Annotated in this window: 25 protein-coding genes; 23 read left to right on the top strand and 2 right to left on the bottom strand. The window is 66.8% G+C overall.

Features of this window, described 5'->3' with window-relative positions; translation table 11 throughout:
• The 6 genes from CA236_RS13220 (at position 1) to CA236_RS13195 (ending at position 4617) form a co-directional block, all read left to right on the top strand.
• Positions 1-645, top strand: a complete 645-nt coding sequence (locus CA236_RS13220; RefSeq protein ID WP_125945972.1) for a hypothetical protein — start codon at positions 1-3, stop codon at positions 643-645.
• 50 nt (positions 646-695) lie between these two features.
• Positions 696-986, top strand: coding sequence for a hypothetical protein (locus CA236_RS13215; RefSeq protein WP_125945971.1), 291 nt, complete (start codon positions 696-698; stop codon positions 984-986).
• Positions 987-1537: 551 nt separating this feature from the next.
• On the top strand, positions 1538-3451 hold the full coding sequence (locus tag CA236_RS13210; RefSeq protein ID WP_241212654.1) for a reverse transcriptase domain-containing protein: 1914 nt from the start codon (positions 1538-1540) through the stop codon (positions 3449-3451).
• Positions 3452-3529: 78 nt separating this feature from the next.
• Positions 3530-3862, top strand: coding sequence for a hypothetical protein (locus tag CA236_RS13205; RefSeq protein ID WP_125945969.1), 333 nt, complete (start codon positions 3530-3532; stop codon positions 3860-3862).
• A gap of 33 nt (positions 3863-3895) precedes the next feature.
• On the top strand, positions 3896-4105 hold the full coding sequence (locus CA236_RS13200; protein WP_125945968.1) for a hypothetical protein: 210 nt from the start codon (positions 3896-3898) through the stop codon (positions 4103-4105).
• Positions 4102-4617, top strand: a complete 516-nt coding sequence (locus CA236_RS13195) for a thermonuclease family protein (protein ID WP_125945967.1) — start codon at positions 4102-4104, stop codon at positions 4615-4617. Before CA236_RS13200 ends, CA236_RS13195 begins: the two co-directional genes overlap by 4 nt.
• A gap of 64 nt (positions 4618-4681) precedes the next feature.
• On the opposite strand, the gene CA236_RS13190 is transcribed toward CA236_RS13195, so the two are convergent.
• Positions 4682-5203 (bottom strand): hypothetical protein, encoded by a 522-nt coding sequence (locus CA236_RS13190; protein ID WP_125945966.1) that lies wholly within the window; start codon positions 5201-5203, stop codon positions 4682-4684.
• A gap of 76 nt (positions 5204-5279) precedes the next feature.
• Between CA236_RS13190 and CA236_RS13185 the strand changes: the two genes are divergently transcribed.
• From CA236_RS13185 to CA236_RS13135, 11 genes are all read left to right on the top strand, one after another.
• Positions 5280-6590 (top strand): hypothetical protein, encoded by a 1311-nt coding sequence (locus CA236_RS13185; protein WP_125945965.1) that lies wholly within the window; start codon positions 5280-5282, stop codon positions 6588-6590.
• Between the two features lie 47 nt (positions 6591-6637).
• A complete protein-coding gene (locus CA236_RS13180) occupies positions 6638-7279 on the top strand; it encodes a hypothetical protein (protein ID WP_206430570.1) in 642 nt (213 codons plus the stop codon).
• A gap of 73 nt (positions 7280-7352) precedes the next feature.
• A complete protein-coding gene (locus CA236_RS13175) occupies positions 7353-7928 on the top strand; it encodes a hypothetical protein (protein WP_206430569.1) in 576 nt (191 codons plus the stop codon).
• 30 nt (positions 7929-7958) lie between these two features.
• Positions 7959-9635, top strand: a complete 1677-nt coding sequence (locus CA236_RS13170; RefSeq protein WP_125945964.1) for an ATP-binding protein — start codon at positions 7959-7961, stop codon at positions 9633-9635.
• Positions 9632-10567 (top strand): hypothetical protein, encoded by a 936-nt coding sequence (locus tag CA236_RS13165; protein WP_241212652.1) that lies wholly within the window; start codon positions 9632-9634, stop codon positions 10565-10567. Before CA236_RS13170 ends, CA236_RS13165 begins: the two co-directional genes overlap by 4 nt.
• 34 nt (positions 10568-10601) lie before the next feature.
• Positions 10602-10961 carry a DUF3768 domain-containing protein gene (locus CA236_RS13160; RefSeq protein ID WP_125945963.1) on the top strand — a complete coding sequence of 120 codons (360 nt, stop codon included), beginning with the start codon at positions 10602-10604 and terminating at the stop codon, positions 10959-10961.
• Positions 10961-12013: a hypothetical protein gene (locus tag CA236_RS13155; protein ID WP_125945962.1), complete on the top strand. Its 1053-nt coding sequence runs from the start codon at positions 10961-10963 to the stop codon at positions 12011-12013. Before CA236_RS13160 ends, CA236_RS13155 begins: the two co-directional genes overlap by 1 nt.
• 63 nt (positions 12014-12076) lie before the next feature.
• Positions 12077-14470, top strand: a complete 2394-nt coding sequence (locus tag CA236_RS13150; RefSeq protein ID WP_125945961.1) for a DNA cytosine methyltransferase — start codon at positions 12077-12079, stop codon at positions 14468-14470.
• Positions 14458-14718 carry a hypothetical protein gene (locus CA236_RS13145; protein ID WP_125945960.1) on the top strand — a complete coding sequence of 87 codons (261 nt, stop codon included), beginning with the start codon at positions 14458-14460 and terminating at the stop codon, positions 14716-14718. The genes CA236_RS13150 and CA236_RS13145 overlap by 13 nt, the downstream gene beginning before the upstream one ends.
• 31 nt (positions 14719-14749) lie before the next feature.
• A complete protein-coding gene (locus CA236_RS13140; protein ID WP_125945959.1) occupies positions 14750-15556 on the top strand; it encodes a hypothetical protein in 807 nt (268 codons plus the stop codon).
• 63 nt (positions 15557-15619) lie between these two features.
• The gene (locus CA236_RS13135; protein ID WP_125945958.1) at positions 15620-15919 is read left to right on the top strand and encodes a hypothetical protein; all 300 of its coding nucleotides are present in this window, start codon (positions 15620-15622) and stop codon (positions 15917-15919) included.
• Between the two features lie 12 nt (positions 15920-15931).
• Here CA236_RS13135 and CA236_RS13130 read toward each other — a convergent pair whose 3' ends face one another.
• On the bottom strand, positions 15932-16513 hold the full coding sequence (locus tag CA236_RS13130) for a hypothetical protein (protein WP_125945957.1): 582 nt from the start codon (positions 16511-16513) through the stop codon (positions 15932-15934).
• 103 nt (positions 16514-16616) lie between these two features.
• On the opposite strand from CA236_RS13130, the gene CA236_RS13125 reads away from it, so the two are divergent.
• The 6 genes from CA236_RS13125 to CA236_RS13100 all read left to right on the top strand — a co-directional run.
• A complete protein-coding gene (locus tag CA236_RS13125; RefSeq protein ID WP_241212651.1) occupies positions 16617-16916 on the top strand; it encodes a hypothetical protein in 300 nt (99 codons plus the stop codon).
• 96 nt (positions 16917-17012) lie between these two features.
• Positions 17013-17522 carry a hypothetical protein gene (locus CA236_RS13120; protein WP_125945955.1) on the top strand — a complete coding sequence of 170 codons (510 nt, stop codon included), beginning with the start codon at positions 17013-17015 and terminating at the stop codon, positions 17520-17522.
• Between the two features lie 27 nt (positions 17523-17549).
• Complete coding sequence (locus CA236_RS13115; RefSeq protein WP_125945954.1) at positions 17550-18254, top strand: hypothetical protein; 705 nt, start codon at positions 17550-17552, stop codon at positions 18252-18254.
• A 53-nt stretch (positions 18255-18307) separates the two neighbouring features.
• Positions 18308-19618 carry a hypothetical protein gene (locus tag CA236_RS13110; protein WP_125945953.1) on the top strand — a complete coding sequence of 437 codons (1311 nt, stop codon included), beginning with the start codon at positions 18308-18310 and terminating at the stop codon, positions 19616-19618.
• Positions 19619-19750: 132 nt separating this feature from the next.
• Positions 19751-20272 (top strand): hypothetical protein, encoded by a 522-nt coding sequence (locus CA236_RS19140; RefSeq protein ID WP_241212650.1) that lies wholly within the window; start codon positions 19751-19753, stop codon positions 20270-20272.
• A 162-nt stretch (positions 20273-20434) separates the two neighbouring features.
• On the top strand, positions 20435-20754 hold a 320-nt coding region (locus tag CA236_RS13100), incomplete at its 3' end, for a DUF736 domain-containing protein (protein ID WP_164518938.1).

The following is a 20754-nucleotide window of genomic DNA, read 5'->3' as shown; positions in this document are numbered from 1 at the left end:
ATGCCCTATGACGTCGCCTTCCGTCACCAGCAGGCGCTGGATCCCAGCGCCATCACGACCGTGACGACGGGGCTCCATGCGCTCACCCGCGCGATCGACGATTGCCGCAACGCCGGCGTCGACCACGAGAGCGATCCCGCCGTAATCCTGCTCGCCCGCCACCTGGCGGCGATCACCAGCGAACGTGCCGACGATGCGCCGCTCCGTCGCCGGTGCATGGAGACGATCGCTGAGCTGAAGCGCCACCCGGCCCTCCTCACGCTCGCCGTGCGCGGTGTCGCCTATGATGCCGCGGCGAAGGATCTCTTCCACGCGGACGGCCGCAAGGCGATGCGCAATCTTGCGGTCGCGCTGTCGCTCGCAGAAGGGAGCTTCACCATCCGCTCCAACCGATCCGGTCCCGGGGTCTCAGGCGAGATCACGCTCCACGGCGAGGAAGTCTGGGTCCAGCTCTCCCTTGGTGGCCTCGGACCCGACCACGAGGTCATGTACCGCCGCGTGCGCGGTCAGCACGACCATCTCGGCGACAAGAACCGCTTCGCGCCGATCCGCGACCTGCTCGGTGCCGAACGATTCGCCTCGCGTCTCCGCCAGGAGCTGCGGCTGACGCCGCCCGTCGCGGAACCCGTCCGGCTGTTCGCCTGAACAGACACCTCCACCACCGCCGAAAACGGCAACGCAGAAAGGTTCATGTCATGGGCTGGATGACCATGCCGCTGTCGTCGATGTACCCGCACACGACCCCCAAGGCCTATCTCGACGCGCAATTCACCTACGACCGTCGCGACGACGCCGGACAGGGCAGGGCGCTCCGGATCGTCGCCTCCTCGTGCCTCCGCAACAAGGTGTACTACGCTGCGGCGATCCCGAGCACGGACGGCGTCGACGGGCCAGCCTTCGCGGTCGTATGCCTGGTCAAATGGAACCCGCGCGACAAGGAGGGCTACGTCTTCGGCTACAAGGATAGTGCGCCGTTGTGGCGCTGAAAGGAGTATCAGCAATGATGGGGTAAGTTGAGGAAACCTCTGCCCACCAAGCTAACCTCGGGTCCAAAAGACCTGAAATCCGGAAACGGACGGGGGACAATAGCATGCTTGGAGCAAGGCCGAATGCGTCCCAGTCGTAAAGGGGCGATGCCGGTCAGGGCAAGACGCGCATGGTGAAGGCTACACTGCTTAAATCCCAGTCTGCAGCGTTTTATATAGCGAAAATTGGCGAAAGCGACTGATACGTCATTCCGGACGATGGCAAGGGTCTCATGTCTTGGCCCTTTGCTCCTCAGCCCGTCCGGCGCGCCTCTCGTCGAGGGGTTCAGTGGATGAACGGGACACCTAACCGCGTCGTATCTCCAATCAGTGTAACTACGGGATGCCCTAAACAGGCGGCTTTGGCCGGCCTGCATGGGTACGGAGCCGCCATAGTATTCAAATGCCCGGGGTAATGCCCGGGACAGCTCCCTCACCAAGGGAGACGGTGAATCCGCATAAGGAACGGGCGACCGGGCCGAAAACGGGGCCCATCGGGAGAAGGGCGGCAGTTGCGATACTTCAACCGGCAATCATGGGGTGTGCTGATGCTACCTGAAACTGTGATGGCCCGGTTGGAGGCCATTCCGACGCTGGCAGCGTCGGGCAAACGGGTGAATGGGCTTCATCGTCTGATGGGGTCTCGGCTTCTTTGGGAGCAGGGACTGAGTAAGATCGCCTCCAACCGGGGGGCGATGACGCCGGGTGTCGATGGCGAGACCTTCGCGGACTTCGGTCCTGAGGACCTCGCTCCGTTGATCGCCAGCGTCACAACCGGAGCCTACAAGCCGAAACCAGTGCGTCGGGTGTTCATCCCGAAAGGCAAGGGAAAGCGGCGTCCGCTGGGGATACCCACGCGCGACGACCGTCTCGTCCAGGAAGTGGCACGCCAGCTTCTGGAAAGGATCTATGAGCCGGTGTTCTCGAACGCCTCGCATGGGTTCCGACCGGGGAAATCGTGTCACACGGCACTTGAACATGTTAAAGCCGTCTGGACGGGCGTGAAGTGGCTTGTTGACGTGGATGTCACTGGGTTCTTCGATAACATCGACCATGACGTTCTGCTCAGGCTGTTGCGCAAACGGATCGACGACGAGAAGTTCGTTGGCCTGATTGGCGACATGCTGAAGGCAGGGGTAATGGAGGGGCGGGCGCACAATCCGACCTACAGCGGCACTCCACAGGGTGGGATCGTCTCCCCGATCTTGGCGAACATCTATCTGCACGAGCTCGATGAGTTCGTCGCAGACCGGATTGCCGCCTTTGATAAGGGAAAGACCCGCGCCACGAACCCGGAGTATGGGCGACTGGCAGCGCGCATCGCTAAACAGCGAAAGCGGCTCAAAAGTCATCAAGCACGCGGCAACGCTGACGAGGCAACGATGGCGGCCATATTGGCCAAGATCGACGTTTTGTCGAAACAGATGCGTACTCTACCGTCGCGAGACGGCATGGACGCCGGGTATCGCCGACTTCGCTACTGCCGTTACGCCGATGATTTTCTCATCGGCGTGATTGGCAGCAAGGAAGATGCGCGACAGGTCTTCGCCGAGGTTGAGGGTTTCCTGACCAACGCGTTGGCCCTTAGCGTGTCCGAGGAGAAAAGCGGTATCCGCAAGGCGAGCGATGGCACCGCCTTTCTCGGTTACGAGGTGCGAACCTACACGGGTCGCCAGTGGACAGTGCGGAGCCAGCGTGGCTCACAGCACTTCACCCGCCGGCCTCCTTCGGAGGTGATGCAACTCAATGTGCCGTGGGAGAAGGTGTTCGAGTTCGCCTCGAAGAAGGGTTACGGGGATATGGCTGTTTTGAAGGCCCGTCACCGGAACACCCTCCTTAGCTGTAGCGATGCCGAGATCGTCCTTGCCTACAACGCCGAACTGCGGGGGTTCGCGAACTACTACGCCCTGGCGAGGGACGTGAAATTCAAGCTCAACCGGCTTGAGTTCATCCAGCGCTGGAGCATGTTCAAGACCTTGGCGAGCAAGCACAAAAGTAGCGTGCGTGTCGTCGCCGGCCGTATGAGGTCGGGGCAGGAATATAGCGTCGGCTACGTCGCTGACGGCCAGCCCCGGTCGGTCAAAGTCTGGAAACTGATGGATCTGAAGCGTGAATGGGTTGACCCGGTCAAGGTGGATACCCCGCCTTGGACGCAAATCTATTCGCACTCACGAACCGACTGGGTCGATCGCAAGAATGCCAAGCAATGCGCGGCATGCGGGCGGACGGACCGGCCGTGTCATGTCCACCATGTCGATGGGCTGGCCGATGTTAAGCACCGCGGTCTAGCCATGATGATGAAGGCTGCACGGGCGCGCAGGACAAAAGTCCTGTGCGACCTTTGCCACGCCGACATCCATCGAGGCCAGTTGCCCGATAGCCGGAACATGAATGGTGTTATCGCAGCGGAGAGCCGCATGCAGTGAAAGCTGCATGTGCGGTTCGGCGGGGGGATCAGGGCTGACTCACTGAGCAGCACCAATCCTACCCGACTGACCGAAGACATGGGTCCGTCCGAGGCCGAGTGCCCGGAGCGGATCCTGTCCCTTCTCGGCGACACCGACAACCACTCCGCACTCAACTGGCGGCGCCGGTGCATCGACAATCTCGCCCGCTCCGCCCGACCGCTTGAGCACGGCATGCGGATCAGGCTGCCGAGCCCCGTCCGCTTCACCGACGGCTACGAGGGTGCCGAGTTCGTCGTCCACAAGCGCGGTCGCAAGGTGGCCCTGGCCAAGCCCGGGGCGAGCTTTCCCCAGTACCGGGTGAGCGGCCTGCGTCACCTCGCCTGGACCGTCGTGCCGGAGATGAAGGTCCACAAGACGGTGTTCGGTTGAACGCCGCTCCACTTCCAACCCAGGATGACAGCCATGATCGCGCTCCCCGACCTGTTCACCCTCAGCCCCAAGCGTCGCACGCTCTGCAGCCGGGAGAACGCGCAGCGTGTCGCCGCGCGCATGGTCGAGGGCGGCCTCACCTGCGCTTCGGTCGTTCGCACCGGCAACCCACTGCAGCCGCTCCGCGTCATTGCGGAATCGCTCGACAGCCCCGACGTGGTGCTCGAAATGCGAATGGCATGAAGGCGCCGCTGTTCCTCGCACTTGTCGCGCTCGCCGCCTGCGGCGCCAGCTCGGATCGACGCGAAGCCGAACCCGTACTGCATGGCAAGGCCCGCGCGCTTGACGGCGACACGGTCTCGATCGACTTCCGATTTTCGGGCGCGGACGCAGTCGAGAGCAAGCAGCAGTGCCAGCGCCGTGGAGCCTGCTACCCGTGCGGGAAGATAGCCCAGGACGCGACCGCACGCATGCTCCGGAGCGGTGAGGCCACGATTCGCCTTGTCGGCAGCAGCAGCTACGGTCGACCCGTAGCGATCGTCAGCGTCGACGGAGCCGATCTGGGGGAGGAGCTGATCTCGCAGGGTTTCGCGGTGCCCGCGGTCGAGTACCTGACGGGCGAGCCCGAACGTGCGGCCCGCTACGTCGCCGCCTTCGAGGATGCTCGCAGCAAGCGCCGGGGGATCCATTCCGGTGAATGGGTCGAGCCCAAACAGTGGCGGCGTGGGGAACGGCTTGCCTGCGAGCGACGTTGAACGGCCACCCCCCTAACAAGAAGGGCGGCCCCGGCATCCACCGGGGCCGCCTTTTCTTTTGCTGTCAGAGCGACAGCTTCGGGTCGACCACCTGATCGTGCGCCAGGTAACCCGGCCCGGGATCGAACGACCAGGACGCTCCGATCTCGAAATCCGCATCGAAGCGACCGACCGGGCCGTCCGGCTCGGCCGCGACATAGGGCGAGATCAGCGGCATGGTCGGCCGCTTCATGCGGTGCAGCTCGCCGGCAAACTCGCCGCGGATCTTCAGCAGTTCTTCCAGCCACAGCAGATCGTCGAGGATGAGCACGATCCCCTTGCCCGCGAGCGCATAGTAGATCGCGCGCTGAAAGTCGTCGCACTGGTTGCCCAGGATCGTCGTGAGCTTCGCCTTGCCCTTCGGCTCTCCCTCGTGGATCCACTCGATCGCCTCGCGCAGCTCGCGGACCGAGTAGTAGGCGTCCTCGAACGGCATGCCGATGCATATCCCTGCAACAATGCGGCGCGACACGCGCACGTTCGGGTCGAGCGAGGCGTCCTTCAGCGTCAGGTCGAGGTCGAATGGTTCGATACCGTCCATCTTCATGGCGTGCGTCTCCTTCGGGATGAACGTACCGTGAACATCGTGGACCACGCAAGTATAATATCGTATAGAGCCGCACATGTGGTTGGTCCCGCGCGACACTCGTGGACTTCAGCAGCGAACGCCCGTGCCCGAGGTCGTGCGCGAGGCGCTCGTTCGCTGGTACATGGGGGAGGGCGACGACAGCGACCACCGCGCATCCGTAATCACCGTCGTGAAGGCCCGGGACAACAACCAGTGGATCGCCTGCAGCTGCCAAGGCAACACCGAGGCACCTCCGCTGCTCTCGCCGGCCTACCTCTCCGAGGCGGAAACCTACTATCTGCGCCGCCTGACCAGCGTTCGGCAGCGTCGACCGGAGCACGCGCTCGACTGCCCCTTCTACCGCGAGCAGGCACCTCCGCGCATCCGTGAGAAGGCGACGGCGACCCCGCGCACCATCAATGAGCCTGACGGCTTGTTCTCGGCGCACCGTCTCGCGCCCGAGAAGCTCGCCCAGATGCCCGACGAGGCCGAACCCGACGATCGGACGCGCGGTGTCGCGATCCCGCGCCTGGCACGGCTCCTGTGGCTGCTCATGGAGATGGCTCACGTCAACGTCGTCGAGCCGCTCGAAGCCGGGGAACCGCGCACGACGTCGATGACCAGCGAGTTCGCGGCGATGCGCCGAGCGGCCGATCGCGTCGAGATCGCTCCTGGTATTCCGCTGTCGCGGCACTTCTACACGCACATCGATCCCTATGAGCGCGGCATCGTCTTCGCCAAGCTGAGACAGGCGGCCAAGAAGTGGCCCTCGGGCCACGCGCCGCAGGCGTTTCTCCTGCTCTACGCCATCGATATATCGGGAACGACCATCACGCTCGCCGAGGGGCGCGAGCTGGAGGTCAAGAACCGCATCCGCCATATCGGGGTACACCAACGCCAGCTAGGCGCGCCGTACCTGGTCCTCGCCGTCGTCGGAGAGCATAACCCCCGCGAGGGCTATGCGGCGCTCCGCGCCTACGCCCAGCCGATCGCGCGTCCCTCCAACTTCGTCGCCGTCCACAACGGCGCCGAGCGCCAGACCATCGTCGGCCTGCTCGACCTTCAATACCGGCTTCGCCGGCGCGGGATCGGCATCGGCTTCAAGCGCCTGCTGTTCGATGTCGCAACGTCCGCCGGAGATATGCGGCCGGACATGCTGCTCGACTTGCGCGACTTCACGACGGGTGAGGTGATGGAGGCCGCGTTGGAGATCGTGACCGGGAGCGACGCCGATGCGCTCGGGGTGAAGCTCCGACAGGTCGAGAAGATCCGCGCGATCGCGCCCGTGGTGACGATCCACGGCGAGGACCTGGACGAGGATCACGGCCTGGAGGCCGCCATCCTGGACCAGCTGCACATCGGCTAAGGGAGAGGAGAGGGAGGGTTGCGGTCGTTCCATGAAGGAGACGACCGATGCCCAGCTACACCTCCGTACCCGCCCCGATCGACACCATCTGGGGCGTACCCGACACCAAGGACCAGGTCCTTCCCGGGATCTGGCACGTCACCACCCCCAGCCATGGCGGCTATGTGCTCTCCGACGAGCGTCAGGCGGCGATGCCTGCGGCACTCCGGCGCGACGATCCTTTCTACGAGGAAGACGTGGACTGGGCGCTGGTGCTGCTCGGCTTCGCGAGCGAGTTCCGGCGCCTGCCGACCGCCGGCATCACGCTGCAGGTCGAGAACGCGCGCCGCTCGGTTCGCGCATGGCATCCCGACCGGTACAGCGCCTACACCGGCGAGGACGTGCCGCCGAGCGACAGCCATGTGCTTCGTCGCCGTGCCGCCTACACCGCCGCCATAGGGCAATACGCCAGCGTCAGCGCTTCCGGCGATTGGGCGGACTGGGTTCCTGCCGGCAAGGTCGGCGTCATGTTCCGCCGCGTCGAGGGCGTCGATGCCTTAGGCTTCGCCCGCTTTAGCGGCGACCCGATCCACGGGCTCGTCGACAAGGACCAATACGGCAAGCGCGGCGACGTCGAGACGTTCGATAGCCTCGGGGCCGTGCGCGTCGAGAGCACCGCGCCGATCACGAAACAGGTCGCCAGCCTCTAAGCCACGACCGCAGCGCACATGCGCTGCGCTTTGCACTGCGGTCTCGCAACCAACCTCCATCGGAGAACCCGCGATGAGCGTCTTCCTCTTTCTCTTCCACGGCCGCGACAGCGCCGACCAGGACATGACAGACTGGGGCGCGCAGGGTCCGGCGATCGGTCCCTTGAGCTACGTCCACACCACCTACGGCAGCGAGGTGAAGATCCGAGGCCGACGCGCCGTGCTGGAAAGGTTCTTCCCCGACGCGGAAATCCATTTCCACGACGGCTTCGGCGACCACGCCATCCAGCTCGCCGGGGACTGCCTGCCGCATGGCGGCAAGTTCTACGGTGACTGGAGCGTCTGCACCGAGGATGCCCTCCGTTCGCGGCCGACGCCGTCGGTCACGCCGGTCTGCGACGTCTGCGGAAGCGCGGACCTGATCAAGGACGCCGCGGCGCGCTGGGATCGCGATCTTCAGGAATGGTCGTTGGTCTCGACCTACGATTCCACAACCTGTCAGGCCTGCGAACGCGAGGGCGACGACATGGCGACGTGGATCCCGAGCGATGAAGCGCCGCCCATACCCGACGACGAACCCGCGTCGGACACCCGGGGAACCGAGGCAGCCGGAACAGAAGGGAAGGGGGAGGCGGACGGACAGGCGTGAATGATCACGCCAGCCTTCAGGAGCTGCCCCATGATCCCCGCCATGATCGCGACGGCCGTCGCGCCCGAGACCATCACCAAGGTCACGCGCCTCTTCAACAACACCGCCTATGACGTCATCTGCGAGCTGTTCCAGAACGCGCGACGGGCGGGTGCCACGGCCATCGCCGTCGCGGTCATCCCCGCGCCGGACGCCACCTACCTCGAGATCGTCGACGACGGACACGGCATCGACGATCCTGCGTCGATCGTCACGCTGGGTCGCTCGGGTTGGTCCGACGACACCCGCAAGGCCGAGGATCCTGCCGGCATGGGCGTGTTCAGCCTCGCCGGTCGCGACGTCATCATCCGCTCCTACTCCCGGCCGGACCGGCAGGGCTGGATGGCCCACATTCCGGCTTCGGCCTGGGAGACGAGCCGCCCCATCGCGATCTCGACCGATCCGATCCCGCTTGGCACGTCGATCATGGTCCGCATGCCCGACAGCTGGCTGAAGACCATCGAGCGCGACGTCGCCGCGGCCGCGCTGCATTTCCCGGTGCCGGTGACGCTGAACGGCACCGCGCAGCCGCGCAAGGATTGGCTGGCCGACGCTGTCTATACCGAGACCTGGAACGGCACACGCATCGGCATCTTCAAGACGCCCGCCCCGCAGCACTCGCGTCACAACCAGCGCCTCAACTTCCACGGCTTGACGATCCCGTGCGACCTTCCGACCCTCAGCGAGGTCGACCGGGGCCACATCTGGACGGCCAGGATCGACATCCTCAACGCACCCTCGATCCAACTGGTGCTCCCGGCCCGCAAGGAGGTCGTGGAGAACGCCGGCATCGAGGCGCTGCGCGCCGCGGTGCAGCGCGCGCTCTTCCACGCCGTCGCCGCTCAGGGCACGCACCGGCTGTCGTTCGAGGACTGGAGCAAGGCGCGGGATCTCGGCATCGCGCTGCCCGAGGCCGAGCCCTATCTGTGGACCTGGACAGCACCCGCGGCAGACAGCTCGCGAAACTTCGACACGGGCGGACGGACCGCCGACCCGGCCATGGTCCTGATGCCCGACTTCGATGCGCTGATCGCGCAGCCGGCCGAGCGCGCGATCGTCAAGCACAACCCGTTCGGAGGTCCGCTCGTCGAGGCTAAGACCGCCTTCGAGGGCTATGGCTGGTACGACTGCCTGGCGCGCGTCGAAGCGCTAGGCTTCCGCGTCACGCAGGGCGACCTCGTCTTCGAGATCACCGATGGCGAACCCGCCCCTGCAGAGGCCCAGGACGGTTGGGTCGACGCGATCGCGCTTGAGGCGACGATCGCCCACGCCGGGGCCTATGTCGAAGTCTCGTGCGACGCCGACGTCGCCTTCGCTCCTTCCGACGCACATTGGAACTCGGCCGAGGACACCTCGATCTTCGTCCGTTGCGACTCCGGTGCTCGCGCCCTCGACGTCGCGGACCTGTTCGAGAGCGCGGCGTTCTGCCCGAGCGACGACGGCGACGCCGACAGCTACGACACCCAGCAGGAGCGCTTCCAGCGATTCGCCGCATCCCGGATCATCGGGCTCCTCGAGGGTGGCGATGCGGCGCTCGCAAGCCGGATCCGCGACCTCCTCGCCGGCCATTACTATCTGATCCCGGCCGACCGGACCGTCACCATCACGGTGACCAGCGCCGAGCTGACCGTCGCCATCGCACCGCTCGCCACCGAGGCCGCGTCGTGATCCCGGCTCCCCCCACCGTCCTCGCCTACGGCATCGGCGTCGACAGCACCGCGCTGCTGATCGAGAAGCATGCCCGTGGCGAGGCGCCCGACCTCTGCCTGAGCGCGGACACCGGCGTCGAGAAGCCGGAGACCTACGCCTATCTGGACGTCATCCGGCCCTGGATGCGCGATCGGGGCATCCCCTTCGAGCTCGTCTCCTACACCCCGAAGCGGTTCAAGCACTGGCCGCCCTATTACGGCATCCTGGAGATGTGCCTGACCAACGCGACCCTTCCGAGCAAGTCGCTCGGAGGGTCGAGCTGCAGCCTGAAATACAAGAAGGCTCCCCAAGACGCGTATCTCGCCTCCTGGCAGCCCGCCATCGACGCATGGGATCGCGGACAGCGCGTGATCCGGCTGATCGGCTACGACGCGGGGCCGCGAGATACCAAACGCGCCAACCACGCGCTGTCGATCGATGACCCGAGATACGAGTGCCAATACCCGCTCCGCTCCTGGAACTGGGATCGCGACACTTGCATCCGCCGCATCGAGGCGGAGGGTCTCCCTGTTCCGCCCAAAAGCGCGTGCTGGGTGTGCATAGCGAACTCGCCGGCCGAGATCCGCTCACTCCCCGCATGGTGCCTCCGCCTGATCGTCCTTGTTGAGGCGCGGGCAGCACCGAGGCTCCACACGGTCGAGGGGCTGTGGCGCCGCAGCACCCGCGCTCGACCTGGCTCGATGACGATGTTCATCAGGCAGGAGCGGCTCCTGCCGGCCGACGAGATCGACCGGATCGTCCGCGACGCACCCACCGAGCTCATCCGCTTTCAGGATGTCGCGGCCGCCATCCCGATCGACACGCGGCCGACCCTCGCCAGCTGGCTCGACCGCTTCCACGCGGCCTTTCCCGACCAAGGCCGCAGGCCCGCCCACGCGCTCGCCGCCTGACCGCGGCTCCGTCCACCCCAGCAGGGGAACCAACATGCTCGATCACGCCACCACCACCCGGGCGGAAGCGATCGCCCGACTGAACGACCGCTGCCGCCAAGGCTACGACCGCACGGCTCGCATCGTCGTGACGCGCACCTGCCTCGCGACCTTCTCCAACGAGAGCATCGCATCGCAGGCGATCGCCCAAGCCATGCTCCTGCAGAACCTGCGCGGCTATGCCTTCCCGCCCGACGTTCCGGAGCGCGACCGCGGCGACTTCGTCATGGATGGGACGCGGGTCTATTTCCGCATCGACTATTACGATCCGGACCTCGCCCACGGCTCCGAGGATCCCACCGACGCCAGCGTCACCCGGCGCGTCCTCACCATGATGCTGCGCGAAGACCTGTGATGCTCGCGCCGTTCGCTCCGCGCACGACAATCGTCCCGTCGGGGATCGAGATCATCATCGGGCTTCCCCACCTCGCCAACGGCGCTCTGCTGGAGCGTGCGGTTCAGCTCCAGGCACCTGTCCTGATCTCGGCCAACTGCCTCTCCAGGTGGCGCAAGGCCGATGGCTGGCGCGACTGGACGGGATGGCGGACCGCGACGCTGCAGAACGCGCGCCGTTTGCCCAGCGTCGACCTCGATAGCGCGGGCTACACGATGACCGTGGCTTACGGGGGCATGCCCTGGTCGATCGCCGACTACATGGCGCTCGCTGCGTCCTTCCCGTTCCGGCGCGTCGCCTCGGCCGACTATTGCTGCGAGCAGGAGATCGCGGTCGACCGTGAGGAGGTCCGCGACCGCATGTCGCGCACCATCGCCACCAATCGCGAGTGCCGTTCGCGAGCGATCGACCTCGGCATCGCGAACCGCTTCATGCCCGTCCTGCAGGGCCGGACACCCGACGACTATATCCGCTGCCTCGATGCCCTTGCCGGCATGATTGCACCCGGCTCGATCGTCGGGGTCGGCAGCATGTGCCGCCGCCAGATCCACGGTCCGGAGGGCCTGGTCGCCGTCGTGGAGCGGCTGAGCCGTGACCTTCCGATCGGGGCGAAGCTTCACGCCTTCGGGGTCAAGGGCGACGCACTACCCTACCTCGCACCCTTCTCGCACTGGGTCGCCTCGATCGACTCCCAGGCCTACGGCATCGCGGCACGCCGGGACGCCCGACGTCGCGGGATCGCCAAGGACGACCGCCTCGTCGCCGACCATCTGGAGCACTGGTATCGCCAGCAATGTGCGCGAACGATGCTCCCGTCGCGCGACCTCCCCGAGGCCGACGAGCCCTTGGCGCTGCCGCCACCATCCGATCCGTGGGAACGAGCCATCACGCTCGCCCGCCAGCAGATCCGCGAGCTGATCGAGAGCGGCGACCTTGACCATGACGAGATCACCGCCGGTTGGGTCGAGACCTGGGCGGCCGACCTCTACCACGCCGACCGGCAGGCGGCCTGAGAGGGAAGGGGGAGCGGAAGGGCGAGCGATGCGGGTGCTGACCCGCGCAACCCTGGAGGCTCCATGTTGCAGTCCACCCCCACCGTCCGCGTCTACCGGCACGGCCACCTCTTCGCAGGCATCGGCGCCGGCGCCCGCGGCTTCAACCAAGCACAGCCCCGGGTCGGCAACATGGTCGGCCGCTGGGAATGCGCGGGCGGAATCGACGTCGACCCTGGCGCGATCCGCAATTTCGAGCGGCTGACGGGTGTCCCGGGCACCGTCATGGATCTCTTCAGCCGTGACCAATATCGCGCCTTTCACGGTCGCGACCCCGAGGCCGAGTGGCGGGAAGCCATGCCGGCCGACATCCGGCGCGCGCTCGGACATCTCACCTGCATGCTGCTCAGCCCGCCCTGCAAAGGGTTCAGCGGCCTCCTCTCGCAGGCGAAAAGCCTGACCGACAAGTACCAGGCGCTCAACGCGCTCACGCTGCGCGGCATCTGGCTCACCCTCGAGGCCTACAAGGACGATCCGATCAGGATCATCCTCATCGAGAACGTGCCAAGGATCCAGACACGCGGCCGCTGGCTCCTCGACCAGATCATCGCGCTGCTCCGCGCCTATGGCTACTCGGTCAACGAGGACCGGCACGACTGCGGCGAGATCGGCCATCTTCCGCAGAGCCGGAAGCGCTTCCTCCTCATCGCGCGCCACGCCGACCTCGTGCCACCCTTCATCTATCAGCCGCGCAAGTACCGCCTCCGCGGTGTCGGGGAGGTCATCGGCCAGATGCCGCTACCCGGCGACCCGGTCGCAGGCCCGATGCACCGTGTCCCCGCCTTGCAATGGCAAACCTGGGTTCGGCTCGCGTTCGTCGAGGCCGGCTCCGATTGGCGGTCGCTCAACAAGCTCGCCGTCGAGAACGGGGTGCTGCGCGACTACGGCATCCGGCCCGAGCTGCCGCTCCGCGACAACGCCTATGGCGTGTGCCGATGGGAGGACCGCAGCCCGCTCGTCACCAGCGCTCGCGCGCCCGGTCAGGGCCGATTCTCCGTTGCGGACCCGCGCGCCTTCTCTTCGCGCGAAGGCACCGGCTACCTGGGAGTCCGGGACTGGATCGATCACGTCGGTGTCGTCTCCAGCCGGGGCGGCCCGACGAACGGAGGCTATTCAGTCGCGGACCCGCGACCGGGCTATCGCTCCGGCACACACACCAGCCTTCTGTCGGTTGCCCCCTACGATGCAGCGGCACGCGTCGTCAGCGGCGCTGCCCATGTCGCGGGCGGAGCACTCAGCGTCGCGGACCCGAAACACGGTGCCCGAGGCCGCGGGAACGAACCGGCAGACGCCGCGGCCATCTTCTCGATCGCGGACCCGACGCCGTCCTACGGACCGGCGACCCACCGGCACGTGCTGGGCGTGATCGACTGGACGTCCGCCACCGGCGTCGTCACCGGATCGCCCAAACCGAGCACCGGTGCCCATTCGGTTGCCGACCCTCGCATCAACGGTCACCCGTCGAGCGTCCAGCTTGGGATCCGCACCTGGGACCAGCCTGCCGGCGTCGTAACCGCGAACATGTGGGTCGGCTCCGGGCCGAACGCGATCGCAGACCCCCGCCGTGAACCCCCGCGCTTCGCCAGCACCTACCGCGTCGTCCCGCTGCTCGACCCGGCGAACCCCGTCGAGGATCCACGCGCGCGCGAGGGCCGCCACACCAACGGCAAGTACCGGGTCACACCATACGACGCACCGGCAAACGCCGTAATCGGGGCGTCGACGACGGGAATGGGCGCCTTCGTCGTAGCAGACCCCGTGTACCGCGCCGACGCCATGGGCCAGTACGCCAACAAGATGCGCGTCGTGCCGGCGACCGCCGCGACGCCCACGATCACGGGCTCCGACCGGGTCGGCTCTGGCGCGCTGTCGGTCGCCGACCCGAGGCCGCGAAGCCTCAACCGTGGCGACCGGCAGAACTACCTCTCGCAGAGCCATTACGGCATCGTCGGATGGGACCAGCCTACCGGCGCCATCCCGGGCTTCGCCAAGAACAACAACGGCAGCTGGTCGATCGCGGATCCCCGCGAGGCCGAGGCGGAGCCGTTCCCGACGGCTCTCCCCGCCAAGGATGATCGCCTCGTCGCCCGTATCGTCGCGCTCGACGGGACCTGGCATCGGCCGTTCACATCGGCCGAGCTGCTCGTCATCCAGGGCATCCTCGATCCGACCGACTATATCGACCTGATCGGAACATCGGACGCCGAGAAGCGCGAATGGGTCGGGAACGCCATCCCGCCACCCGCCTCGCGCGGCATCGCGGAGACGGTCGGGGAGACCCTGCTCTTGGCCGACGCCGGCGAACAGTTCGCGCTCTCCCCGCGCGAGATCTGGGTGAAGCCCGGCGCGCTCGCGCTGACCATCGACAACCGCCAGCAGGCGTTCGACCTCGACGGGATCGACACATGGTTCATGTGACACCCAGATCCTCGCGCGTGGAGGTCCGCAATCCGATCCTGACGCTCCCGGCTGTCGACGCGCTCAGAAGCCTCGACCCAGCAGCGCAGGACGCGCTCCGACTGATCCTGCTCGACCTGCAGCGCGACGCCCGTGCCCGCGCCGAGAAGAGCTGGCGAACCCACAAGCCGCCGCTCGCAGCCTACTGGTCCGCAGTCGGCGTCTATGCCGGACACATCGCCCGCACGCTCCATCGAGCGCGACGCTGACCCGAGGCCGTAGACAACGAGGGCCGATCCCATGCTCACCACCAGAAGCCAGCGCTGGCGAGACCGGCGAAGCCTGTTCGTGTCGGGCGACACGACGATCGATCCGCGCCGCTACGCCGTCGACATCGTCGACCACGCGACCGCCCGCGCCTTCATCAACGACCACCACTACCTGACGCGGTATCCGGCAGCCCAGATCGCGGTCGGGCTCTTCGGGCCGTCGAAGGGCGGTACGCCGTCTCTCGACGGTCTAATCGTCTTCGGCGTGCCTGCGACCGGCGCCGTCATCACGCGGCACACCGGCTTCACCGATGCCGCTCGCGGCTGCGTCCTGCAGCGGCTGCTCTGCCTCCCCAGCGTCGCGGCGAACGGGGAGAGCTTCTTCACGGCGCGCGCCTTTCGCCTCTTGCGCCGCGAACGACCGCTGATCGAGGCCGTGGTCAGCTTCTCCGACCCCCAGTTCGGGCATTGTGGGGGCGTCTATGCCGCGCTTTCCGGCGCCTACCGAGGGCGGACAAGGCCGCGCCAGGTGCTCCGCATTGCCGGGGCCACGATCTCCGACCGGACGCTCTCCAAGATCCGCAACCTGGAATCCGGCCACGCCGGAGCCGTCGACCAGCTGGTCACGCTCGGCGCGCCACGCCCGAGGCCGGAGGAACACCCACGCGACTGGCTTGCGCGATGCCGGTCGATCGGAGTGCTCACCCAGGCGAGGCAGAGCCCGCTCTTCACCTACTGCTTCGAGCTTACGCGCGCCGCACGGCGCACCGCCCGCGCGCTACCGCGCCTCGCCTATCCGGTCCGATCCGACGTCCTGCGCGAGCAGCTCGGAGCCTGACCCGTCGTACCGACGGGGAGAGGAGAGGGAGCGTGCCTGGTGTTCTTTTGGAGGAGACCAGCAATGCAGATCCAACACGCCATCGCGATCGCCAAGGGCGACGAGCGCCGCATCGCGCGGTTCATCGACCGTCGCGATCGCTTCCTCGACGCGCTCGACTGGGACGCGCTGCCCGAGCAGGCCGCACGCGAGTCCGCGATGATGGACGCGCTTCTCGCCCAGGACCTCGCGGAATCCGCCTCCTATGTGGACTGGCTCGAAGGCTGCGTCGCGATGGGCGTCGAGGACATCGTCGGTGTCGTTCGGTTCGACGCCGGCCCGCGACCGTGGCAGGCCGCGTGGGTCACCATAACGGCGCAATAGGCAACGGTTCGCCTACTGCCCAAGACGACGGCGCGCCGCGTTCTCCTGTTTAATGCACTCCTCCAGGATCATGTACGATCCGCCGGCCGCTTGCGCGACCTTGTCGCAATAGCCGGAGCTGCTGGAACGCGGAACCGGCGCGGACGCCGCCCCCGATCCGGCGACGCGCTGAAGCAGCTCGAAATGCTGGATATCGCCGAAGCAGTGGGCCAGGTTCTCCGCGTCCTTGGACCCGAGCGCGCGGTACAGCGCCCAGCACTTCTTCACCTGATCGGGCCGGTACTTCGTCGGAGGATCGGCATCCAGGTCGGAGAGCGCCTGATCGACAGACATGATCGCGGTCGCCTGCATCAGCGTACACCCGCTGACGTCCTTGTAGAGATCGCCCGCAGCGGCATAGTCGAGGCCGCGACAGAACGCGTTCGCGGCCGCCTGCATCCGGTCGACATCCGCCTTTGACAGTTTCCTGAGCAGCGGCACCCACTGCGCGGGATATGTCCGGTCTGCGCCACTGGCCGGCGCCGCCACCTGCGCGTCCGCCGGCACTGCCGCCAGCAGCGCCGCACTCATCAACGCCACGAGACGCATTCTCACCTACCCCCACCCGGTTTAGGCTGATCGCACAACGGCATCGCCCATCAGCGACACGACTAGACCGACGCTACCTCCGGAGAAAGCCACCATGAGCCGACACGTCTTGACCGGCATCAACAGCGCTACCACCGTGGCGATCGGATGGGATCGGCCGCTCGAGACGTTCTTCGTCCAGGTTCTCGGACCGCACCCCGAGATGGAGGGCGAGGACGAGATCCTGTTCTGGCGCGGCACCGACTTGCGCGAACTGCCGACCGCGGCCGACGCGATCGCCGAGGCTCGCAACTGGGCGATCCTACCGGCCGACCTCAACGCCACTCTCGAAACCGATCGGCTGAAGACGCTCGGCAAGTCGGACGGCGAGCACCAAGCCGCGGTGAAACGCCGGCTCTTCCCGGACTGACACCGAGCGACCGCCTTCGTCACGCCATTCACCGCGGTCAGACGAAGGAGAGGGGGAGGGGATCGGGCGGTCCGATAGGGACCGACGGAGATCCCCATGCCCTACATCGTCGACATTGGCGGCGCGCCCGCCAACGAGCCCTGCGCCCAGCTCGGCCAGACCCACCGCTTCGAAGTGCTGAACAAGCTCGAAGTGCTCGCCTACAAGTACGCGATCATCGCGCGCTACGGCGAGCCACCCGCCGGCTGCCGCCTGTCGGGCCTCGCCAACCGCCACGACTTCGGGACCTACACGACGCTCGTGCTCCACGTCGAGAACGAGCTGGACGAGGCCGTTGCCGACTATGCGGAGCGCGTCGAGGAGGGGCTGGGGACCTGGCTCGAAGCGGGGTTCCGCGCACCCGTCACCTACGATGACGCGACTGCGGTCGAGATCCGCGACGATCCCATCGAGCTGCTGGTCGGCGCGCTCCACGTCACAAGGCCCGGGCCGGATGGCCGCTTTCCCATTCCCGACTTCGAGACGCTCCACCGCAACCTCACCACCGCCTTCCCCGGCGAGGCCGAGATCGCCCGCGCGCGCCTGACCGAGGCCGCGAACGCCTGACCCCGACGCCCAGACGGAGACGATCCCATGTCCAACTCCTACACCAAGGCCGCCTTCACGATCCTGATGAGCCGCGAAGACGCCGCGCTCTTGCGGAGCGCAGAAGCGGCCGTCGACATCCTCGAAACCAATGGCGAGGACGCTGACCTCGCTGCCGCATACGATACGCTCGACGAGCGCTTCCGGACCATCTTCCCGCCCAAGGGCGAGAGCCGGTTCGAGACGTTCCTCGAACTCTTCGACGATCCCCACTTGCCGTATCTCGATGCGCGCATCGAGATCGAGGACAATCCGGACGAGGCGCTGGTCAAGGTCAACTTCAGCGGCGACCAGTTCGGCATCGACCAAGTGGCCGAGCTGCTCTTCCGCGGCTGCAAGTCCGCCCTCCCGTGCGGCTTTGCTTGGTCCTACGACTGTGACCGCCTGCGCGTCGGGGAGTTCGGGGGCGGGTGCGTCATCATCACCGATGCCGGCATCCAGAGCTACAGCACGCAATCCCTCCTGGAACACGCCTTCAGGCGCATTGAGGGCGGACCGCATGAAGGCGTCGACGGATTCGTCCTGACGACGACCAGCGCCGCACACGGCCTCTCCTTCTGGAGCAACACCTACGGGTTCGGTGCGCTCGCGACGGCGACCGTATTCTCCGAAGCGGAAGCCGCGCGCTTCGACAAGCCGATCGCCGACGACGAGCCCGAGTGGCTCGCGCTGCCCGCTCCGATGATCCCCTGAACCGAGGCCGGGACGGCCCCACCGTCCCGCCTGCGATCGCAACGAGGCCGACCATGGTCACCGACGACTTCGACCCGGCCGACGCCGCGAGCTGGCTCGCGCGCGGACGGACACCCGAGCACGCAGCTGCGATCGCCGCAGCCTGGCGGGACTTTCCGGACCTCCCCGCGACCGCGCCGCTGAACGAGCGTATGGCGCGCGGGCGCGAACGCGTCGCCGCGATGCGCGTCGTGAACGACGCGATCAGCGCGCACGGCGAAGCCGAGCGACAGGCCGCCAACTTCGCCTTCACCGAACGACAGCTCCGGGAGGGCAAGGGCTCGGACCGCGATGTCGCGGTGCTGCGCGGCCGCGACGCCTACGGCTACGACTGGGACGTCTGCAACCGCTACGCCGACGGATGGTACGCCGCCCATGCGGGATGGCCGCACCGCTATCCCGAAGGCGTCCCGTGTAGGGCACCGGTTCAGGTTCGGAATGCCGCATACGACCGGGGCTTCTCCGATGGAGGCGGGGACAGGACCGACCTCTTCGACGCGGCACGACGCACCAACCTGGCGCACTTGCGCGAGAGCAACCTGCCACCGTCGCAACCCACCCCACTTATGGTCGGTCGCCCGCTGCCCAGCTCATGGTCCAAGCCCTCCGACGATCCACGGCCGGCACGCTGGTCGCGCCGACTGGCGATCCTCGACAGCGCCGACACGGCCGAGGCCGGTGCCGAACCGGCATGGGACTTCCTGCAGATCTTCCTGGATCGGCCCGAGGCCGACCAGGCGACGATCCTCCTGCTGGATCCCTCGGGACTACGCCGCTTCAACGCGCCAGCGACAATCCTCGATGATCCGGACCTGACGCCCGACGTCGCGCAGACGCAGCTGCGCGCACTCCTGGATGGCCGAGAGTTCGACGACATTCTGATCGCCGTGCCGGAAGACCGTATGCCGCTGATCGACGCGATCGCCGCGGCGCTGCCACTATGCCGAACCATGGAGAGGACCCGCAACACCCGGCTGCAGCAGCGCGCTCATCTCCGCACCTGGCTCGATCGTGGCTACGGCAACAATGAGAACATCGCCGCCGGGCATATCCGCTGGAGCAAGGCCATCCATGGCCTGAGCGGCAAGCTCGGAGAGTTCACCGTTCGCCATGTCGGTCCGGCACCGGACAGGGGGCACTTGATCCGGGTGGAAACCCGGAACGGCTGCCTCGCCACGGGATATGCCGACGCAAACGGTGCCGCGCTCGCGCCCGAAGTCGTCGTGAACAGCAAGGCGCGCCTCCGCGCCGCGATCGCATCGACGCTCCGCACCTTCGCCGCGGCGACCCCACTGATGGGCGTCCTGCACCTCGAGGCGGCTTAGACAACGTCCGCATTCCGAAAGCGCAGTGCAATGCGCTTTGCATTGCCAATCCGGCGAGGCGCTTGAGAGGAGAGGGGGAGGGAAGGTGTCGGGACCGGCTGCTGGAGCCAGGTCCGGACACAGGAGCCTCCCATGCGCAACATCCTCGCCTTCTACGACATGGATCGCGAATATGGCGGACCCGAAGAGGGTGGCTGGTGGTACGACAGCGGCACCTTCGTGCGCGTGATCGCCCTCTTCTTCGACGAGGACGCCGCCATCCGCGCGCAGCAGCGCGCGAACCGGTTGCTCGAACGCCTGCAGCGTCGTCGCACACCGCTGTCCTCCGTCACCTATACAGGCGGACGCTACCGCGCCGTCGTCTTTTCCGGGCTGCCGCCCGCGCGCTTCCCCGAGGAGACCCCGACCTACTCGGGTGAGGAGCGAGTACAGGACGTGCCGACACGGACCCGTGTCCCCGGCGAGGCACAGGTCACGCTCGGCTTCGACGAGCTGATGGTGACGTCAGACGCCGTGGAGCGACGCCTCACTCAGTTGCGCGACCGGCTGCAGGGCAAGGAGCAAGAGTCCGAGGGGTTGTTCCTCGCTCAGGCCATCCGACGGCTCGAGGCGGCACGAGATCGGCTGCGCTGCCCAACCAACGCCCCGGGGTGATCGATAATCTCTCCTGTGGGTCGTCCATCGCCGCGCGAAGGGCGCGCCGATGAGGGGCGCTGACGCGCCCTGCTCGGCCCTGAAAGGGGCCGAGGAGAGGAGTGGGATGAGAGAGAGTGTCGAGGACAAGGGGTCCAGAGACACCAACCAGGAGACGTCACCATGAACATCGGTTCGATCAAGCAGAACGCCGCGGGCATCTACATGGGCCGCGTGTCGACGCTGGCGGTCGCGATGACCATCGCGCTGAAGCCGGTCCAGTCCACCAACCCGCGCGCGCCGCGCTACGAGATCCACGCGCTCACCCCGGGCAAGACCTGGGTGCAGGTCGGAGCGCTGTTCGAGCTCACCTCCAACAACACCGGCGAGGCGTTCCTGAACGGCCGCATCGACGATCCCTCGCTCGCCGCGCCGCTGCAGGTGTCAGCCTTCCGGCAGGAGGACGGGTCCTACAACCTGGTCTGGCAGCGGCAGCAGAAGCG

The organism is Sphingomonas sp. ABOLG (genome assembly GCF_003950435.1).
Lineage (GTDB): Bacteria > Pseudomonadota > Alphaproteobacteria > Sphingomonadales > Sphingomonadaceae > Sphingomonas > Sphingomonas panaciterrae.
This window is presented reverse-complemented; position numbering and strand designations above follow the sequence as displayed.

Coding starts and splice junctions, on each gene's coding strand:
- CA236_RS13220 (WP_125945972.1), top strand. CDS start 1: ATGCCCTATGACGTCGCCTTCCGTCACCAGCAGGCGCTGGATCCCAGC.
- CA236_RS13215 (WP_125945971.1), top strand. CDS start 696: ATGGGCTGGATGACCATGCCGCTGTCGTCGATGTACCCGCACACGACC.
- CA236_RS13205 (WP_125945969.1), top strand. CDS start 3,530: ATGGGTCCGTCCGAGGCCGAGTGCCCGGAGCGGATCCTGTCCCTTCTC.
- CA236_RS13200 (WP_125945968.1), top strand. CDS start 3,896: ATGATCGCGCTCCCCGACCTGTTCACCCTCAGCCCCAAGCGTCGCACG.
- CA236_RS13195 (WP_125945967.1), top strand. CDS start 4,102: ATGAAGGCGCCGCTGTTCCTCGCACTTGTCGCGCTCGCCGCCTGCGGC.
- CA236_RS13190 (WP_125945966.1), bottom strand. CDS start 5,203: ATGAAGATGGACGGTATCGAACCATTCGACCTCGACCTGACGCTGAAG.
- CA236_RS13185 (WP_125945965.1), top strand. CDS start 5,280: ATGTGGTTGGTCCCGCGCGACACTCGTGGACTTCAGCAGCGAACGCCC.
- CA236_RS13180 (WP_206430570.1), top strand. CDS start 6,638: ATGCCCAGCTACACCTCCGTACCCGCCCCGATCGACACCATCTGGGGC.
- CA236_RS13175 (WP_206430569.1), top strand. CDS start 7,353: ATGAGCGTCTTCCTCTTTCTCTTCCACGGCCGCGACAGCGCCGACCAG.
- CA236_RS13170 (WP_125945964.1), top strand. CDS start 7,959: ATGATCCCCGCCATGATCGCGACGGCCGTCGCGCCCGAGACCATCACC.
- CA236_RS13160 (WP_125945963.1), top strand. CDS start 10,602: ATGCTCGATCACGCCACCACCACCCGGGCGGAAGCGATCGCCCGACTG.
- CA236_RS13155 (WP_125945962.1), top strand. CDS start 10,961: ATGCTCGCGCCGTTCGCTCCGCGCACGACAATCGTCCCGTCGGGGATC.
- CA236_RS13150 (WP_125945961.1), top strand. CDS start 12,077: ATGTTGCAGTCCACCCCCACCGTCCGCGTCTACCGGCACGGCCACCTC.
- CA236_RS13145 (WP_125945960.1), top strand. CDS start 14,458: ATGGTTCATGTGACACCCAGATCCTCGCGCGTGGAGGTCCGCAATCCG.
- CA236_RS13140 (WP_125945959.1), top strand. CDS start 14,750: ATGCTCACCACCAGAAGCCAGCGCTGGCGAGACCGGCGAAGCCTGTTC.
- CA236_RS13135 (WP_125945958.1), top strand. CDS start 15,620: ATGCAGATCCAACACGCCATCGCGATCGCCAAGGGCGACGAGCGCCGC.
- CA236_RS13120 (WP_125945955.1), top strand. CDS start 17,013: ATGCCCTACATCGTCGACATTGGCGGCGCGCCCGCCAACGAGCCCTGC.
- CA236_RS13115 (WP_125945954.1), top strand. CDS start 17,550: ATGTCCAACTCCTACACCAAGGCCGCCTTCACGATCCTGATGAGCCGC.
- CA236_RS13110 (WP_125945953.1), top strand. CDS start 18,308: ATGGTCACCGACGACTTCGACCCGGCCGACGCCGCGAGCTGGCTCGCG.
- CA236_RS19140 (WP_241212650.1), top strand. CDS start 19,751: ATGCGCAACATCCTCGCCTTCTACGACATGGATCGCGAATATGGCGGA.